At 72.3% G+C, this 17535-nt stretch carries 12 protein-coding genes; 4 read left to right on the top strand and 8 right to left on the bottom strand.

Annotated elements, in window-relative coordinates:
- Nucleotides 1-20 precede the first annotated feature (20 nt).
- Nucleotides 21-1001: a pirin family protein gene (locus ASC56_RS16820; protein ID WP_055492222.1), complete on the top strand. Its 981-nt coding sequence runs from the start codon at nucleotides 21-23 to the stop codon at nucleotides 999-1001.
- A 92-nt stretch (nucleotides 1002-1093) separates the two neighbouring features.
- Nucleotides 1094-2182, top strand: a complete 1089-nt coding sequence (locus ASC56_RS16815; RefSeq protein WP_055492221.1) for an AI-2E family transporter — start codon at nucleotides 1094-1096, stop codon at nucleotides 2180-2182.
- Between the two features lie 101 nt (nucleotides 2183-2283).
- Here the strand turns inward: ASC56_RS16815 and ASC56_RS16810 are convergent, their stop codons facing one another.
- Entirely contained in the window at nucleotides 2284-4488 is a 2205-nt protein-coding gene (locus ASC56_RS16810) for a SpoIIE family protein phosphatase (RefSeq protein ID WP_055492220.1), read from the bottom strand.
- Nucleotides 4489-4721: 233 nt separating this feature from the next.
- Between ASC56_RS16810 and aspS the strand changes: the two genes are divergently transcribed.
- A complete protein-coding gene (gene aspS, locus ASC56_RS16805) occupies nucleotides 4722-6485 on the top strand; it encodes an aspartate--tRNA ligase (protein WP_055492219.1) in 1764 nt (587 codons plus the stop codon).
- A 158-nt stretch (nucleotides 6486-6643) separates the two neighbouring features.
- Here aspS and metG read toward each other — a convergent pair whose 3' ends face one another.
- The 6 genes from metG to ASC56_RS16775 form a co-directional block, all read right to left on the bottom strand.
- A complete protein-coding gene (gene metG, locus ASC56_RS16800) occupies nucleotides 6644-8359 on the bottom strand; it encodes a methionine--tRNA ligase (protein WP_055492218.1) in 1716 nt (571 codons plus the stop codon).
- Nucleotides 8360-8548: 189 nt separating this feature from the next.
- Nucleotides 8549-10225 carry a VWA domain-containing protein gene (locus ASC56_RS16795; protein ID WP_055492217.1) on the bottom strand — a complete coding sequence of 559 codons (1677 nt, stop codon included), beginning with the start codon at nucleotides 10223-10225 and terminating at the stop codon, nucleotides 8549-8551.
- A gap of 358 nt (nucleotides 10226-10583) precedes the next feature.
- Nucleotides 10584-12518: an FUSC family protein gene (locus tag ASC56_RS16790; protein ID WP_055492216.1), complete on the bottom strand. Its 1935-nt coding sequence runs from the start codon at nucleotides 12516-12518 to the stop codon at nucleotides 10584-10586.
- A gap of 13 nt (nucleotides 12519-12531) precedes the next feature.
- A complete protein-coding gene (locus tag ASC56_RS16785; protein ID WP_055492215.1) occupies nucleotides 12532-13560 on the bottom strand; it encodes an endonuclease/exonuclease/phosphatase family protein in 1029 nt (342 codons plus the stop codon).
- A 297-nt stretch (nucleotides 13561-13857) separates the two neighbouring features.
- The gene (locus tag ASC56_RS16780) at nucleotides 13858-14280 is read right to left on the bottom strand and encodes a hypothetical protein (RefSeq protein WP_055492214.1); all 423 of its coding nucleotides are present in this window, start codon (nucleotides 14278-14280) and stop codon (nucleotides 13858-13860) included.
- Nucleotides 14281-14447: 167 nt separating this feature from the next.
- The gene (locus tag ASC56_RS16775; RefSeq protein WP_055492266.1) at nucleotides 14448-15227 is read right to left on the bottom strand and encodes an alpha/beta fold hydrolase; all 780 of its coding nucleotides are present in this window, start codon (nucleotides 15225-15227) and stop codon (nucleotides 14448-14450) included.
- Nucleotides 15228-15300: 73 nt separating this feature from the next.
- Between ASC56_RS16775 and ASC56_RS16770 the strand changes: the two genes are divergently transcribed.
- On the top strand, nucleotides 15301-16641 hold the full coding sequence (locus ASC56_RS16770) for a PLP-dependent aminotransferase family protein (RefSeq protein WP_055492213.1): 1341 nt from the start codon (nucleotides 15301-15303) through the stop codon (nucleotides 16639-16641).
- Here the strand turns inward: ASC56_RS16770 and ASC56_RS16765 are convergent.
- Nucleotides 16556-17455: a hypothetical protein gene (locus ASC56_RS16765; RefSeq protein ID WP_107309269.1), complete on the bottom strand. Its 900-nt coding sequence runs from the start codon at nucleotides 17453-17455 to the stop codon at nucleotides 16556-16558. The two genes, ASC56_RS16770 and ASC56_RS16765, sit on opposite strands and share 86 nt — an antisense overlap.
- Nucleotides 17456-17535: the final 80 nt, after the last annotated feature.

Below are 17535 nucleotides of genomic sequence, written 5' to 3'. Positions count from 1 at the left end.
TCGCACAAGGAGGTACCGACATGCCTGCAGTGACCGTCGAGAACCCGCTGACCCTGCCCCGTGTGGTCGCGTCGGCCGACGCTGTGTCCCGTCCCGTGCTCGGTGTCACGACGGCGCCCAGCGGCTTCGAGGGAGAGGGCTTCCCGGTTCGCCGTGCGTTCGCCGGGATCCACTACCGCCACCTCGACCCGTTCATCATGATGGACCAGATGGGCGAGGTGGAGTACGCGCCGGGCGAGCCCAAGGGCACCCCCTGGCACCCGCACCGCGGCTTCGAAACCGTCACCTACATCATCGACGGCGTCTTCGACCACCAGGACTCCCACGGCGGTGGTGGCACCATCACCAACGGCGACACCCAGTGGATGACCGCGGGCTCGGGCCTCCTGCACATCGAGGCCCCGCCGGAGTCGCTCGTCGTGTCCGGCGGCCTGTTCCACGGCATCCAGCTCTGGGTCAACCTGCCCGCCAAGGACAAGATGATGGCCCCGCGCTACCAGGACATCCGTGGTGGCCAGGTCCAGCTGCTGACGACCCCCGACGGCGGCGCGCTGCTGCGCGTCATCGCCGGTGAGCTGGACGGTCACCAGGGCCCCGGCATCACCTACACGCCGATCACCCTGATCCACGCGACCGTGGCGCCCGGCGCCGAGATCACGCTGCCCTGGCGCGAGGACTTCAACGGTCTGGCGTACGTCCTGGCCGGCCGCGGCAGCGTGGGCACGGAGCGGCGGCCGATCCACCTCGGCCAGACCGCCGTGTTCGGCGCCGGCTCCTCGCTGACCGTCCGCGCGGACGAGAAGCAGGACTCCCACACGCCGGACCTGGAGGTCGTCCTGCTGGGCGGACAGCCGATCCGTGAGCCGATGGCGCACTACGGGCCGTTCGTGATGAACACCCGCGACGAGCTCCAGCAGGCCTTCGAGGACTTCCAGAAGGGACGCCTCGGCACGATCCCGGCGGTGCACGGGATGACCGAGAGCGGCCCGCAGGGGGCCTGAACCCGGCTTCCGGTCCGGGGGTCCTGACACCGCGTCACCCGGGCGGGCCGTCCGCACAGGACAGCCCGCCCTTCGCGTGATCGGCTGGGGACGTGCAGCTCCTTCCGGACCCCGTACGCCGGCTCGCCGCCTGGTGCGTCGTGGTGCTGCTGGTCGCCGGGGTCGGCTGGGTCGGGATCCGGCTGTGCGGGGAGTTGCGCACGGCCGTGGTGCCCGTGCTGCTCGCACTGCTCGGGACCGCGCTCCTCGGGCCGCTGCACCGGTGGCTCGTGCGGGCCGGTGTGCACCGGTCGCTCGCCGCCGGGATGACCTGTGTCGCCGTCGCGGCCGTGGTCGGCGGGGCGGTGTACATCGTCGTCGCCGCGCTCATCGACTCCGCCGACCAGATCATCTCCTCACTGAGGCGGGCCGCGAAGTCGCTCCCGCAGCAGTTCGGGGCGGCCGGCGCCTCGCTGGACGACCTGGCCTCCCACTCCGGGCAACTGCTCGGCAAGTTCGGCGGAACCGCCGCCTCCAACGTGATCAGCGGGGTCAGCGTCGTCGCCGAGACCATCGCCATGGCGGTTCTGGCGCTGCTGCTCGTCTTCTTCTTCCTGCGCGACTCCCACCGGGTCGCGGACACGCTGCACTCGCTCGCGCCGCGCGGCACCGCCGAGACCGCGGGGGCCGTGGCGCGGCGCGCCTTCGGGGCCATCGAGGGGTTCATGCGGGGGACCACGCTCATCGCGCTCATCGACGCGATCTGCATCACCGTGGGGCTGCTCATCCTGCGCGTCCCGGGCGCGCTGGGGCTCGGCGCGCTCGTCTTCGTCGGCGCGTACATCCCCTATCTGGGTGCCTTCATCTCCGGCGCGGTCTCGATCCTGGTGGCCCTCGCCGACCGGGGGTTCGTCATCGCGCTGTGGGCGCTCGGCGTGGTCGTCGCCGTGCAGCTGCTGGAGGGGCACGTGCTCCAGCCGTTGATCCAGAGCCGGACCGTGCAGATGCACCCGGCGGCGGTGCTGCTGGCGCTCACCGCGGGGGCGTCGGTGGCCGGGATCCTGGGGATGCTGCTGGCCGTCCCGCTGACGGCGGCGGCGTTCGGGGTGGCACACGAACTGCGGGCGCGGTACGCGGGCGGGGAGCCCGGCGCGGCTGCACGGCCGGGGGTGCCGGGGACGGGAGAGCCACCGGGTACGTGACCGAGGCCGCGGGGGGCGGAAGTGCCCGTAGCCGCCGGAACCGTGCCGTGCCCGGGGTTGCCGGAACCGTAAGCCGTACCGAATCGGGAGCCGCGTGTGCTCTACGCCTCCGCGTTCTCCTTGTGCTCCGCGTTCTCCTCGTGCCCCTCGTGCCCCTCGTGCTCCTCGTGCTCCTTCGTGGGTTCCTCGTACAGCTCGAACCAGGTGCTCTTGCCCTCCCCCCGGGGGTCCACCCCCCAGGCGTCCGCGAGCAGTTCCGTGAGGACCAGGCCGCGGCCCGAGGAGGCCAGTTCGCCGGGGTGGCGGCGGTGGGGGAGGTCGTCGCTGGCGTCCGTGACCTCCACGCGCAGCCGGCGTCCGCCCGTGCTGTCCGGCCGGTCCTGGTGGTCCCCGGAGACCTCGGCGACGAGGAGCGCGTCCGTGTCGGTGTGGACGAGGACGTTGGTGAGCATCTCGGAGACCAGGAGCACCGCCGAGTCGACCTGCTCCTCGGAGGACCAGTCGTGCAGCAGCTCACGCAGCTGCTGCCGGGCCCCCGAGACCCGCTCGGGCTCGGCCTGCGCCACCGTCAGCATCGTGCGGCGCACGACCGGCCCCGCACCGGTGGCCAGGGCGTCGCTGCCGCTGCCCTCGGCCACCCGGCCCAGCAGCACGACGGCGATGTCGTCCTCGCGCCGGTCGGTCAGCGGCCCCGTGGCGTGGTGCGAGGAGGGCCCGTGCACGGCCTGGACCAGCGCGTCGGCCAGCTCCTCCATGTCGCCGTCGTGCTCCTCCAGGGTCCGCCGGATCCGCCGCCAGCCCGTGTCCAGATCGTGCCCGCCGGTCTCGATCAGCCCGTCCGTGCACATCAGCATGGTCTCGCCGGGCTCCAGGACCAGCCGGGTGGTCGGGTAGTCCGCGTCCGGGTCGATACCGAGCGGCAGGCCGCCCGCGGTCGTCCGCATCAGCACGGTCCCGTCCGCCATGCGGATCGCGGGGTCGGGATGGCCGGCGCGGGCGATCTCCAGCGTCCCCGTCGCCGGGTCCACCTCCACGTAGAGGCAGGTCGCGAAGCGCAGCTCGGCGCCGTCGTCGCCGTACGTCATCCCGTGCAGGAAGCGGGAGGCGCGGGTGAGGACGGCGTCCGGGCGGTGGCCCTCGCAGGCGTACGCGCGCAGTGCTATCCGCAGCTGGCCCATGAGGCCCGCGGCACGCACGTCATGGCCCTGGACGTCGCCGATGGTGAGCGCGAAGCGGCCTCCCGGCAGCTGGATCATGTCGTACCAGTCGCCGCCGACCTGGAGCCCGCCGCCGGTGGGTATGTAGCGCGCGGCGACGCCCATACCGGGTATCCGCGGGCCCAGCGTGGGCAGCATCGAGCGCTGCAGCCCGTCGGTGAGCTCCCGTTCCGTCTCGGCGGCGCCCGCGCGGGAGAGGGCCTGGGCGAGCATGCGGGCGACCGTGGTGAGCACCGAGCGCTCGTCGGGTGTGAAGGCGACCGGGTACTTGAACGCCGCCATCCACGCGCCCATGGTCCGGCCCGCCACGGTGAGTGGCAGGAACGCCCAGGACTGGCGGCCGAAGTGTGCGGCGAGCGGCCAGGAGACCGGGTAGCGGGCCTTGTACTGCTCGGGCGAGGACAGATAGACGGCACGGCCGGTGCGGACGACCTCGGCGGCCGGGTAGTCCGTGTCCAGCGACATCTGGGCGAAGGGACCCTCGTCCCCCGGCTTCTGCCCGTAGTGGCCGACGACGGTCAGCCGGTCGCCCTCGGCCCCGAAGACCGCGAGCCCGTCGGGCGAGAAGCCGGGCATCGACAGCCCGGCAGCGACCCGCAGCACCTCCTGGGTGGAGCGCGCCTCGGCCAGCGCGCGCCCCGCGTCCAGCAGGAACGCCTCGCGCGAGCGACGCCAGTCACCGGTGACGGGGGAGCGCGCGGCGGCGCCCGGGGAGGGCTCGGTGACCTCCTGGAGCGTGCCGACCAGCTCGTACTTCGCGGTGCCCGGGTCGTGCGAGGGCTTGGAGCGGCTGCGTACGGTGCGTACCACGCGCCCGTGCTCGTCCATGATCCGCATCCGGACCTCCGCGATGGTGCCCTCGGCGAGGGCGAGCTGGACGATCCCGTCCACCTCGTTCCAGTCGACCGGGTGGAAGCGCGCCCGGATCCCCGCCTCGGTCAGCGTCGTCGGCTCGGCGGGCAGCCCGACCAGCCGCGCGGCCTCGGCGTCCAGCGTGACGAGTCCAGCGGCGGCGTCGTAGCGCCACAGGCCGGTCGCGAGAAGGGCAAGGACGTCCCCCACGGCGGGCAGGGGCTCACCAGTGCGCATTGCCCCACTCTAAGAAGAGGTGATCGTGGGGTGCCACCGAAGGTAAGAAAAGGGCGATCTTGAACGTGTTCGAGGTTATCTCGGAGGTGCCCGTGCACGCCCCGCCGACCATGAGGGGGAGGCGATCTTGGGGTGGCCGGTACCCTTGGTAGGTCCGGGCTGTGCCCGCCCGGAGACGCCGGGGGCGAGCGACCCCGGGCAGACCCCGATCCGCGAAGACTGGATGAACGACGATGCATCGGTACAGGTCCCACACCTGCGGCGAGCTCCGCGCCTCTGACGTCGGCAGCGACGTCCGGCTGAGCGGCTGGCTGCACAATCGGCGCGACCTGGGCGGCATCCTCTTCATCGATCTGCGCGACCACTACGGCATCACGCAGCTGGTCGCCCGGCCCGGCACGCCCGCGTACGAGGCGCTGGACAAGCTCTCCAAGGAGACGGTCGTCCGCGTCGACGGCACGGTCGTCTCCCGCGGCACGGAGAACGTGAACCCGGACCTGCCGACCGGCGAGATCGAGATCGAGGTCGGCGAGGTGGAGGTGCTGGGCGAGGCCGCCCCGCTCCCCTTCACGATCAACACCGAGGACGGGGTGAACGAGGAGCGGCGCCTGGAGTACCGCTTCCTGGACCTGCGCCGCGAGCGCATGCACCGCAACATCATGCTGCGTACGGCCGTGATCTCGGCCATCCGTCACAAGATGGCGGCGATGGGCTTCAACGAGATGGCGACCCCGATCCTCAGCGCCACCTCCCCCGAGGGCGCCCGCGACTTCGTCGTCCCCTCCCGTCTGAACCCGGGCAGGTTCTACGCGCTCCCCCAGGCCCCGCAGCAGTTCAAGCAGCTGCTGATGATCTCCGGCTTCGACCGCTACTTCCAGATCGCGCCCTGCTTCCGTGACGAGGACGCCCGCGCGGACCGCTCGCCGGGCGAGTTCTACCAGCTCGACGTCGAGATGAGCTTCGTCGAGCAGGAGGACGTCTTCCAGCCGATCGAGAAGCTCATGACGGAGATCTTCGAGGAGTTCGGCGGCGGCCGTCACGTCACCTCGCCCTTCCCGCGGATCCCGTTCCGCGAGGCGATGCTGAAGTACGGCTCCGACAAGCCGGACCTGCGCGCCCAGCTGGAGCTGGTCGACATCTCCGACATCTTCGAGGCCTCGGACTTCAAGGCGTTCGCGGGCAAGCACGTGCGCGCCCTGCCGGTGCCGTCCGTGCAGGACCAGCCCCGGAAGTTCTTCGACCAGCTCGGTGACTACGCGGTCTCGCTGGGTGCCAAGGGCCTGGCCTGGGTGCGCGTCGCCGAGGACGGCTCGCTGTCGGGCCCGATCGCGAAGTTCCTGACCGAGGAGAACGTCGCGGAGCTGACGAAGCGCCTGTCCCTGGCCCCGGGGCACGCGGTGTTCTTCGGCGCGGGCGAGTTCGACGAGGTCTCGAAGATCATGGGCGCGGTGCGGGTGGAGGCCGCCAAGCGGGCCGGCCACTTCGAGGAGGGCGTCTTCCGCTTCTGCTGGATCGTCGACTTCCCGATGTACGAGAAGGACGAGGAGACCGGCAAGATCGACTTCTCGCACAACCCGTTCTCGATGCCGCAGGGTGGCCTGGAGGCGCTGCAGACCCAGGACCCGCTGGACATCCTGGGCTGGCAGTACGACATCGTCTGCAACGGCGTCGAACTGTCCTCCGGCGCCATCCGGAACCACGAGCCGGAGATCATGCTCAAGGCCTTCGAGATCGCGGGCTACGACCGTGAGACCGTGGAGGAGCAGTTCGCGGGCATGCTCCGGGCCTTCCGCTTCGGCGCCCCGCCGCACGGCGGTATCGCGCCGGGCGTCGACCGCATCGTGATGCTGCTGGCCGACGAGCCCAACATCCGCGAGACGATCGCGTTCCCGCTCAACGGCAACGCGCAGGACCTGATGATGGGCGCTCCGACGGAACTGCCCGAGGAGCGGCTGAGGGAGCTGCACCTCTCGGTGCGCAAGCCGCAGCCGAAGTAGGCGCCTGAACGAAGGTGGCTCGGAACCGACGGTCGGTTCCGAGCCACCTTCGCGTGACAGGCCGTTCGCGTGACGGGCCGGGGCACTCTTCTGGACCGGGAATGGCACAGGGGCCCGGGGAGCGGTCTGCTCCCCGGGCCCCTGTCACCGTGCGGGCGCTACTCCGACTCGCCGCCGAAGCGCTCCTTGTACGCCTCCAGGTCGTCCTCCGTCAGCTTCGCGAAGAGGACCGGCGGGACGGTGAAGGGTGTGCCGGCGGGTACCGAGGCCAGGGACCTCGCCTCCTCCGGGGTGACCCACGTCGCCGTGTCGTCCTTGAGGTCGAACGCCGAGCGCATCGTCGCCGACGACGTCGGGATGAACGGCTCCGAGACCACCGCGTAGAGGTGGATCAGGTTCATCGCCGTGCGCAGGGTGAGGGCCGCGCCCTCCTTGTTCGTCTTGATCTCCAGCCAGGGGGCCTTCTCCTCGAGGTACGAGTTGCCGGCCGACCACAGGGCGCGCAGCGCGGCCGCCGCCTTGCGGAACTGGATGGCCTCCATGTGCTCCTCGTACTCCGCGAGGAGGCGGGCGATCTCCTCACCGAGCTTCGCCTCGGCCTCGCCCGGCTCGCCGCCCTCCGGGACCGCGTCGCCGAAGCGCTTGCGGGAGAAGGACAGCACGCGGTTGACGAAGTTGCCGAGCGTGTCCGCCAGGTCCTTGTTCACCGTGGCCGTGAAGTGCTCCCAGGTGAAGGAGGAGTCGTCGGACTCCGGCGCGTTCGCCATCATGAAGTAGCGCCAGTAGTCGGCCGGGAGGATCTCCAGCGCGTCGTGCGTGAAGACGCCGCGCCTCTGCGACGTGGAGAACTTGCCGCCGTAGTAGTTGAGCCAGTTGAAGGCCTTGATGACGTCGACCTTCTTCCACGGCGCGCGGGTGCCCAGCAGGGTCGCCGGGAACATCACGCTGTGGAAGGGCACGTTGTCCTTGCCCATGAACTGCGTGTAGTGGACGTCCGCGTCCGACTCCCACCACCACGAACGCCAGTCCCGGTTCTCCGGGGCCTTGTCCGCCCACTCCTTCGTCGCACCGATGTACTCGATGGGGGCGTCGAACCAGACGTAGAAGACCTTGCCCTCGGCCGCCAGGTCCGGCCAGGTGTCGGCCGGGACCGGGACGCCCCAGTCCAGGTCGCGGGTGATCGCGCGGTCGTGCAGGCCCTCGGTGAGCCACTTGCGGGCGATCGAGGAGGCCAGCACCGGCCAGTTGTCGGCGCGCTCGTCGACCCATGCCTCCACCTCGCCGGCCAGCGCCGACTGGAGGAGGAAGAGGTGCTTGGTCTCGCGGACCTCCAGATCGCTGCTGCCGCTGATCGCGGACCGCGGGTCGATCAGGTCGGTCGGGTCGAGGACGCGCGTGCAGTTCTCGCACTGGTCGCCGCGCGCCTTGTCGTAGCCGCAGTGCGGGCAGGTGCCGATGATGTACCGGTCGGGCAGGAAGCGGCCGTCGGCGTTCGAGTACACCTGGCGGATGGACCGCTCCTCGATGAACCCGTTCGCCCTGAGCTCGCGGGCGATCTCCTGGGTGATCTCGCGGTTCTGCGGGGACGAGCTGCGGCCGAAGTAGTCGAAGGCCAGATTGAAGCCGTCGTACACCGCCTTCTGCGCGTCGTGCGCCTGGGCGCAGAACTCGTCGACCGGCAGGCCCAGCTCCTTCGCCGCCAGCTCGGCGGGGGTACCGTGCTCGTCCGTCGCGCAGATGTAGAGCACGTCGTGGCCGCGCTGGCGCAGATAGCGGGAGTACACATCCGCCGGGAGCATGGACCCCACCATGTTGCCCAGGTGCTTGATCCCGTTGATGTACGGAAGGGCGCTGGTGATGAGGTGTCGAGCCATCGCGGGCTGCTCCCAAGTCGCTACGTGGGGTGACGATCGTCGGTTTTGGGGTCGGCTGTATCGTCTACGAACCTTGAAATCGTAGCCGACGTGGGCAGGCCGCCCGCTTCCGTTTTGAGGGGTGGAAGAGGGCGGCCCGATGCCGTGACTCGGTGCTGGCGCGTATGGGATCCCGGGAACGGGCGGGTCCTACGGGCGCCAGGAGGCCAGTACGCCTTCGTAGACCTCGGTGTCCGTGAGCTCGCGCGGGGTCTCGCCGGCCAGGAAGTGGGAGGCGTTGTCCGTCTTGAGCTTGCGGAGGTAGTCGAAGGCCTTGTTCTCCGGGTCGCCGAAGGCGATGAAGGAGAAGAAGAGACCGGGGTGGCTCTTCGCGGCGTCCGTGAGGGACTGGGTGGCGGGGGTCTTCGCGTCGGGCGCGCCGTCCGTCTGGAAGATCACCAGAACGGGGAGGGCCGGGTCCGGGGACTTCTCGTGGTGGGCGATGACCGCTTCCACGGCCGCGTGGTAGCTGGTGCGGCCCATGCGGCCGAGGGACGCGTGGAGCTCGTCGATCTTGTTCTCGTGGTCCGCGAGGGTCAGTTCACCGGTGCCGTCCAGTTCGGTGGAGAAGAAGACGACCGGGACCGTGGCCTCGGGGTCGAGGTGGGCAGCGAGGGCGAGGACCTGTTCGCCGAGGGCCTGGGCGGAGCCGTCCTTGTAGTACGGGCGCATGGAGGCGGAGCGGTCCAGGACGAGGTAGACCTTGGCGCGGGTACCGGTGAGGTCGTGCTTCTCGAGGGCGGTGGCCGCGGCCTTGTAGGCGGTGGCCAGGCCGGGGGCGCGGGACTTGACCCGGGCGAGGGGGAGGGCGGGCTCGGCCGGTTCCGCGGCCTCGGCTTCGCCTTCGGCGGGGGGTGCGGTGGCGGGTCGCGTCGCCTCGGCCTCGCCTTCGGTGTCGTTCCCGCCCGCACCACCCGTGCGGGTGGCGTCGTCGGGTGCGGGTGCCTCCTGCGCGGCTTCCTCGCCGTCGCCGGCTGCCGCGTCGTCCGCCTGGGCGGCTGCGGGCTCCTCGGCGGGGAGCGGCTCGGCCTCCGGCGCCTTCACGGCCTCCGGCTCGGGTTCTTCGGCGACCTCCGGCTCGGGCTGCGGCTCTTCCGCAACCATCGGCTCCGGCTCCGGCTCCGGTTCTTCGGCGGCCTCCGGCTCAGGCTCCGGTTCTTCCGCAACCATCGGCTCCGGTTCCGGCTCGGGCTCCGGCTCCGGTTCTTCCGCGACCACGGGCTCCGGCGCGGCGTCCTCCGTAGCCTCGGGCTCGGGGGTTACGGCGGCCTCGGCCTCCGGCTCCGGCTCTTCCGCGACCACAGGCTCCGGCTCGGGCTCGGGGGTCACGTCGGCCTCCGGCTCGGGGGTCACGTCGGCCACCGGCTCGGGCTCGGGGGCGACCGGCTCCGGCTTCGGCTCCTCCGGCACCTCGACGGGCGCCTCGGCCTCGGCCTCCGGCTTCGTAGGCTCCGGCTCTTCCGCGACCTCCGGTGCGTCCACGGCCTCCGGTGCGTCCACGGCCTCCGGCTCGGTACGCTCCGGTTCCTCCGTGACCTTCGGTTCCTCCGTGACCTCCGGCTCCTCCGTCCTCGGTGTTGCCTGCCTCGGGACCGTCACGTTGTCGAATGCCGCTGCCACCAGGTCGTGCTCGTCCGACCGGCCATTCTGCTGTGCCGGGATCTCGGGCGAAGCCGTGGGCGCGGCCGGCTCCGGCTGCGGTGCCGAAGTCTTCGGTTCGGTGGTCGTCGCCGTCGTCGTCGGCGTCTCCCGCGAGGGCCCCTTCTCGGCGGAGCGACCCTTGCGTGAGCGGCCGAACGCGTTCCGCAGGAGAGTGAGAATGCCCATGTGCGCAACCCTTCGCGTGAGTTGATGCCCGTCAATCCCTGGCCAGGACGGACACGTAAGGTTAGCGGCCGTAGACCGTGATCTTGGGCAGGGTCCACCCGTCGGAAGCGCCCGCTGTCAATACCGCGATCTCGCCGTTGTCCAGGCTCCCTCCCAACCGGCCGCCCCCGTGGCCCGCTCGGCGTCCACGCGCGCCCCAACCCCCGTACGCTTGCGCCGGGTTCACGATCAGTTCACTCGCCTGCCCTGCTCCCGCACACCCGTCGCCCCAGCGGCACGGTCACACCAAGGGTTCGTACAGGGAAAGCAAAGTTCGCAAGCTGCTTCCGCGTCCGGTGCGGTGACACTGTCCGTCGTCTCAGTGCGGCGACGCGATCGCCCGGGCCGCCGCGACCTCCTGGCGCAGTGCCTCCAGGACGCTGTCCGCCGGGCCGCCGAGGTCCGTGCCCAGGGCGACCAGGACGTCCGTCTCGCGCAGTCCCTCCGACAACTCCCGCAGTTGCAGCGCGACCTGAGCGACCTCGGCGGCCGACGGCGGCGGTGCCCCGTGCTTCACCCGCACCCGCGCGGCCGTCGTCGCGTCCACGATCCGCTCGACCGCGACGACCAGGGGCCACCAGGCGGCGGCCCGGCGTGCTGTCGGCGGCGGCTCACTCAGCGCCCGCTGGAACTCCGTACGGATGGCCGACAGGTCCCGGTACAGCCGGCGCCGCATCCGGGCACGGGCCGCGGGGTCCGTCGTGTCGCCGAACGCCGCCTCCACGTACTGCGCCGTGTCGGCGACCGCGTTCGCGAGCCGCTCGCCGACCCGGGTGTGCCAGCTCTCGGGCCACAGCAGATATCCCGCGACGAGGGCGATGGCGCACCCGATCAGTGAGTCGACGAGACGGGGGACGAGCAGGGCTGTGCCCATGTGGTTCAGGACGTCCGACAGCAGCAGGATCACCGGGGTGATCGCCGCCGTCTGGTAGCCGAATCCGCGGGGCGTCAGGAAGGGGATGAGCGGGCCGAGGAGCATGAGCGCGGGCACGTCCCACCAGCCGAGCGGTACCGCGGCGAGCACCACGGCCGCCACCACCAGGCCCACCACGGTGCCCAGCGCACGCAGCAGCGCCCGGGAGAAGACCGAGCCGAAGTCCGGCTTGAGGACGAAGGTGATGGTGAGGGCGACCCAGTAGGAGCGCGGGACCGGGACCAGGGACACCAGGGCCTGGGCGATGCCGATGCACAGGGCCAGGCGCAGCCCGTAGCGCCAGGAGGCACCGGAGAGGACGACGTTGCGGCCGGCGCGGTAGGCGCGCACGCGCAGGGATGCGGGGCGGCCGAGGCGGTCGACGATGGTGCGCGGGTCGATGCTCTGGGCCGTGACCACCTCGGCGGCGTGGCGCAGCGCATGGTCGACGGCGCGTCCCGCATCGTCATCCGGTTCCGGCAGCTCAAGGGCTGTGGAACCGCCATGACCGACGTCGACGGCGTCGGCGAGGCGGCGTACCGCGGCCGGGAACTCCTTCGGCAGCGGGCTGCCGTACTGGTGGACGGCCGGGGCCGCCTCCACGACCGGGGTGATCGCGTTCAATTGGGCGAGCAGCCGCACCAGTTCCGGGCTGCGGCCGTGGTGGCGGGCACGACGGGCGAGGACGAGGTCGTACGACAGGTCGAGGGACTGGGTGACCGCGTACCGGGCGGCGTGGTAGCGGCCCGATCCGCAGGCGGCGAGCAGATCGGCGACCGTGCGGTAGGTGTCCGCGACCGAGGCCCGTTCCGGGACGCCCGAGCGCAGCGGCCAGGTGAGCAGGCCGAGGACGAGGACGAGAAGTCCGCCGCCGGACACGAGCAGCGGTGCCAGCCACCAGGGGCCGGGCAGGGCGAGTCCCGCCCCGATCACACAGTTGAGCAGGAGCACCAGCCCGGAGACCGAGGCGATCGCGCCGATCGAGGAGAGCATCCCGGAGATCAGTGCCACCCCGGTCACGGCGACGACGGTGGTCCAGCCGTGCCCGTACGTCAGCACACCGACGGTGACGCCGGCGGCGCCGAGCAGCTGGGGGACCGCGATGTTGAGGATCCGCATCCGGTACGCGTCCGCGGTGTCGCCGACTACGCCGGACACGGCTCCCATGGAGGCGAGTGCGCCGTAGGCCGGTTCCCCGAAGGCCAGTCCCAGCGCGAGCGGCAGGGACATCGCGATGGCGGCGCGGACGACGGCGGGCCAGTTGACGGGCGCCTGCGACGGTTGGAGGTTCCTGACCAGCCAGTTCGGAGGGGTGAGGCCGATGGGGAACTCGCGGGGCATGCCCTCATTATGGCTATTCGGAGTTGGGGCCCCTCGGCTGGGTGTGCTGGTGGAGCGTGAGGTCGACGAGCAGAGCGCGATGGTCGGTGCCGGCGATGTCCAGGAAGCGGGCCGAGTTCGCCGAGAAGTCCCGAGAGACCAGGACGTGGTCGATCTGGGTGCCGAACGGCGGGGCGGTGTCGGCCGGCCAGGAGGGCGTCCGGGCGGCGCCGGCGAGGCCGGCGCCGTCGCGCAGGCCGGTGGCGAGGATGCGCCGGAAGACGGCGTGGTCCTGGGAGGCGTTGAAGTCGCCGGCCAGGACGGTAGGGGCGCCGGCGCCGCTCGCCGCGTAGGCGCGCAGCGCCCCCAGCTCGCGGCGCCAGACGGACAGCTGACCGGGGAGCGGGGGCATGGGGTGGGCGAGCTGGATGCGTACGGCGTGGCCATGGACGTCGGCGACGGCGCCGGGCATCCCCATGGTGCCGGGCACGGCGGGCGCGGCCTTCAGCGGGAAGCGGCTGAGGATGACCGATCCGTCGGAGCCGGCGCCGTCGACGGCCTGCCGATAGGGGTAGGTGCCCCGCGGGCCCCCGAAGGTGCGCTCCAGGGTGGCCGAGCAGCGGTGCTCGCACTCCTCGACGAACACGATGTCGGGACGCGCACGGCGGATCGCGGGCACCAGAGAGGGGGTGCCGCGCCCGAACTGCACGTTGGAGGTGAGCACCCGGAACTCGGCGAGCGCCGTGCCGGTGGGCTCGTCGGTCCCGCCGTACGGCTCGGTGAACCAGGCGAGGGCGGCGAGCGCGAGGACGCCCCAGACCAGGCCGGTGCGCCAGCGGGCGAGCAGGGCCAGGAGGAGGGCGAGGGCCGTGGGGGCGAGCAGCCAGGGCAGGAAGGCGAGCAGCTGAGGGACGGGTGTGACCGCGTCGGTGTCGGCGGCACGGCAGCCGACGACGACGCTCACCGCGGCGAGCAGCAGCCCGGACAGCCAGGCCCCCGCGGTTCGCCCCCGGGACGGGCGCCGGGTCCCGGCCGCCCCGGTCCACTCCGCGGTCGCCTCCATGTGCCGGCCGCCTTCCCCTCGGTGGACTGGATGCCCGAATCCTCCCTCGAAGACGGGGAGGGAGGGGGGGAGGGTTGCCGAAAGGGCGGGGCCCGCGGGCACGGAGGGGGCCGCTGAGCCCGCCTACGGGCCGGTGGGGCGCCGGAGCGTGGTCGTGGGCGTGCGCATGCCGGGGCCGTGGTCCACCTCGCACGGCCCCGGCCACGGGATACCGCCGTCGCCCCGTGGAGCATGGGAGCTGAGCTCTTGGAAGCGTGCCAGACCACGCGACCCGGGCGGGCATAGGGCAAGGATCCCTTAGCGCGTCACCTCGGTACGGCCCGCCGTCACCAGGGACCAGATCACGAACCCTCCGATCGCGATGGCGATCACCGACCAGACCGGGGCGTAGGGCAGGAACATGAAGTACAGGATCATGTACAGGGCCGCCAGCCCCACGCCGACCCCGCGGGCCCAGTCCCTGCCCTGGAGCACGCCCCAGCCCGTGATCGCCACCAGGACGCCGACGACCAGGTGGATCCAGCCCCAGGTGGTGAGGTTGAACTCGTACACGTAGTTGCCGACGGGGATGTAGATGCCGCGCGTGACGATGCCCGCGATGCCGTTCAGCACCCCGATGACTCCGCCGACCAACATCAGGACCCCGGCGAACACCGTGCCGCCGTTGACCCACGCCGTCTGCTTGCTGTGTGTGGTGGTGCGTGCGGTTTGCTGGACCATGGGGGTCGCCTCCTCGGGACCGTTCGTCCGTTTCATCCGCAGGTTCACCCGGCGGGCCGGGGGGTCGCCCGGTGGAACGGGCCGAACGGGTGACGCCGGGGTACGTGGCCCGCAGGGACCGGGGGCGGCCCGCACATGTCGGGGGCGGCCCGCAGATGTCGGGACCGTCAGGCGTCCACCCGCTCCAGGAACTCCCCCAGCGCCCGGTTGAACTCCTCCGGCCGCTCCAGGTTCGGCAGGTGCGCCGCGCCCGCCACGACGTGCAGCGTGGCGTCGGGGAGCGCCGCCTGCAGGGCCCGGGCGTCCGCGACCGGCGTGTACGTGTCGTCCTCGCCCACCACGACCAGGGCCGGGACCGTGACGCGGGTGAGCAGGTCGCGGTAGTCGGGGCGCTCGGCCCGGCCGCGCAGGGCCGCTGCCGCGCCCTCCGGCGAGGTCGCCGTCATCATGCGGTGGACGTGCGTCGCCACGTCCGCGTCGGCGTACGGCGCGACCATCCGGTGCAGCACCTCGTCGGCGTAGCCGCGCATGCCCTCGCGCAGCAGCCGGTCCGCCGTCGCGTACCGGCCCTGCCGGCCTTCGTCGGTCTCCGCGGCGGCGAACGTGTCCGCGAGGACCAGCCCGGCGATCCGGTCCGGGAACCGGGCCCAGCACTCCATGGCGATCTGGCCGCCCATGGAGAGCCCGGCGAGGACGAAGCGGTCCACGCCCAGGTCGTCGAGGAGGGCCGCGATGTCGTCGGCGAACGTCCGCAGCGGGGTGACGCCGGCGACGACCGGGGAGGCGCCGTAGCCGCGCAGGTCCGGGGCGATGACACGGCGCGTGCGGGGGAACTCCGTGAGCTGCGGGGCCCACATCGTGCGGTCGAAGGGGTGGCCGTGGACGAGGACGAGCGGCAGTCGGCCCATATCGGTGCCTTTGTCCTCGTACGCCAGGAAGGATGCCATGAGCATGACCCTAGGGCGGGCAACTGGTCGGTGCAATAAGATCTTTGCTCTCCGTGCAATCCAAGGGAGGGCGATGGAGGACTACCGGAGCATCGCCGACCGGATCGCCGCGGACATCGCCGCGGGACGGCTCGGGCCGGGGGACCGGCTGCCGCCGCAGCGGGTGTTCGCGCGACGGCGCGGGATCGCGGCGTCGACGGCGGGGCGGGTGTACGGCGAGCTGGTGCGGCGCGGCCTCGTGGTCGGTGAGGTGGGCCGGGGCACCTTCGTCCGGGCCTCGCCGGTGCCGTCCGGGCGTGCGCTCGCCGAAGCGGCGACGACGGCGCCCGTCAACCTGGAGCTCAACTACCCTTCCGCGCCCGGTCAGCCGGAGCTGCTGGCGGCCGGGCTCGCGCCGCTGCTGCGGCCCGACGTCCTCGCGGAGGCGACCGGCACGGCGCCCGCCGCGGGCACGCCCGCCGCGCGCGAGGCCGCCGCGGGACTCCTCGCCACGGGCGGCTGGCGCCCGGCCCCGGACCGGCTGCTGTTCGCCGGCAACGCACGCCAGGCCATCGCGGGCGCCCTCGCCGCCCTCGTCCGGCCCGGAGGTCGCGTCGGCGTCGAATGGCTGACGTATCCGCTGGTCAAGGAGATCGCGGCGCGCCTCGGCCTGGTTCTGGTCCCGCTCGCCACGGACGACCAGGGCCTGCGCCCCGACGCCCTCGCCGCCGCGCACCGCTCGACGCCGCTGTCCGCGGTGTACGTCCAGCCGGCGCTGCACAACCCCACCTCGGTGACGACGGGGCGGCAGCGCAGGGCGCAACTGGCCGAGAGGGTACGGGATCTGGGCCTGCCGGTCATCGAGGACCGCATCTGGTCGTTCCTGTGCGGGCAGGAGGGCGACGAGCCTTTGGCGGCCTCCGCACCCGAACGCACATACGTCGTCGACGGGCTGTCCAAGCGGGTCGCGCCCGGCCTCACCGTCGGGTTCCTCGTGACACCCGAGGGACGCGGCGAGGAGGCGGCCGGAGCGCTGCGGTCGGGCGGGTGGACGGCGGGGCGGTTCGCGCTGGAGGCGGCGGTGCGGTGGATCGGGGACGGGACCGTGGCGCGGTTGGTCGAGGCGAAACGGGCGGATGCGCACGCACGGCAGCTCCTGGTCGCGGAGCACCTCGACGGCTTCGCCGTACGGGCCGATCCACGGGCCTACTTCGCCTGGTGGCAGCTGCCCCGGCCGTGGCGCGCGGACGTGTTCGTGGCGGCCGCGGCCCGGCACGGGATCGCGGTGACGCCGGGGCCCGCCTTCGCGGTGGACGGGCGCGGGGCGGAGGGCGCCGCCGCGGACTGCGTCAGGCTTGGACTCGCGTCGGCTCCTCCGCCGCAGCTGGCGCGGGCGCTGCGGACGCTCGCCGCCGTCGCACGTACCGGCGCGTGAGCCAGGCGCCCAGAGCCACCGCGAGACCGAGCCCCAGCAGGATCCAGGAGACCATGCGGAGCGTCTCGGTGAGCGCGTCGTAGACCGCTCCCGCGGCGGGGTGCGAGACGCCCGCCGGGAGGTCATCCAGCGTCATCCGGCGGCCCACCGCGATCGCCACGGCGAGCAGCCCTGCGCCCAGCGCCGTGCCCAGTCCGGTCGCCAGCACGGCCCGGCGGCGGTACAGGGACAGCAGGATGCCGGTCAGGGCGAAGCAGGCCGAGGCGACGGGGAGCCAGAAGCCGGTGACTTCGAGCACGTGGAACCCCTTCCGGAGCTTCGTCAGGTCCTCCGACTGCAGCAGGGTGATCTGCCGGTGCGCGACCGGGATGCGGGTGGCGAACGGTACGTGCTCGTCGGCGAGTTGCCGCTTCAGGCGCTCGGTGGCGGGGGCGAGGTCGATCGTGACGGGCCGGTCGCCGTCGTCGCGCAGGGCACGCATCACGGCGTCGTGGGCGGAGAGGTTCGCGGTGTCCCAGGCGGAGCGGAAGGCCTCGGTGCCGGTGAACGACCGCACCGCGTCATGGACGAACGCGTGCACGGAGCCCTCCAGGGGCTGCCGGACGTGCACGGTGCGCATGATGCCGTCGGTGACGGCGCTGGCGATGGCGTCCCGCACCAGGGCGTCGGAGGCCAGCGGGGCGGTGGTGGCGGCGTAGCGGGCGCCGTCCTCGATTCCGTACTTCGCCCATGCGGCGAGGACGCCCAGCGGTGTGAGCAGACAGGCGAGGCCGATCAGCACGGCGGAGAGCATGCTCCGTACACGTCGAGACACGCCATCAGCGAAACGCGTTCGCGCGCGGACGGCGAGCCGACCGCCTGCAAATGGGTGGATACGACGATCCGATGGGTGAG

It is taken from the genome of Streptomyces sp. TP-A0356, from assembly GCF_001417775.1.
GTDB lineage: Bacteria > Actinomycetota > Actinomycetes > Streptomycetales > Streptomycetaceae > Streptomyces.
This window is presented reverse-complemented; position numbering and strand designations above follow the sequence as displayed.

Bases quoted from the DNA above. Each gene is read 5' to 3' on its own strand.
- ASC56_RS16770 (WP_055492213.1), top strand. From the start codon at position 15,301: ATGGAGGACTACCGGAGCATCGCCGACCGGATCGCCGCGGACATCGCC.
- ASC56_RS16785 (WP_055492215.1), bottom strand. From the start codon at position 13,560: ATGGAGGCGACCGCGGAGTGGACCGGGGCGGCCGGGACCCGGCGCCCG.
- metG (WP_055492218.1), bottom strand. From the start codon at position 8,359: ATGGCTCGACACCTCATCACCAGCGCCCTTCCGTACATCAACGGGATC.
- ASC56_RS16810 (WP_055492220.1), bottom strand. From the start codon at position 4,488: ATGCGCACTGGTGAGCCCCTGCCCGCCGTGGGGGACGTCCTTGCCCTT.
- aspS (WP_055492219.1), top strand. From the start codon at position 4,722: ATGCATCGGTACAGGTCCCACACCTGCGGCGAGCTCCGCGCCTCTGAC.
- ASC56_RS16790 (WP_055492216.1), bottom strand. From the start codon at position 12,518: ATGCCCCGCGAGTTCCCCATCGGCCTCACCCCTCCGAACTGGCTGGTC.
- ASC56_RS16775 (WP_055492266.1), bottom strand. From the start codon at position 15,227: ATGGCATCCTTCCTGGCGTACGAGGACAAAGGCACCGATATGGGCCGA.
- ASC56_RS16820 (WP_055492222.1), top strand. From the start codon at position 21: ATGCCTGCAGTGACCGTCGAGAACCCGCTGACCCTGCCCCGTGTGGTC.
- ASC56_RS16780 (WP_055492214.1), bottom strand. From the start codon at position 14,280: ATGGTCCAGCAAACCGCACGCACCACCACACACAGCAAGCAGACGGCG.
- ASC56_RS16795 (WP_055492217.1), bottom strand. From the start codon at position 10,225: ATGGGCATTCTCACTCTCCTGCGGAACGCGTTCGGCCGCTCACGCAAG.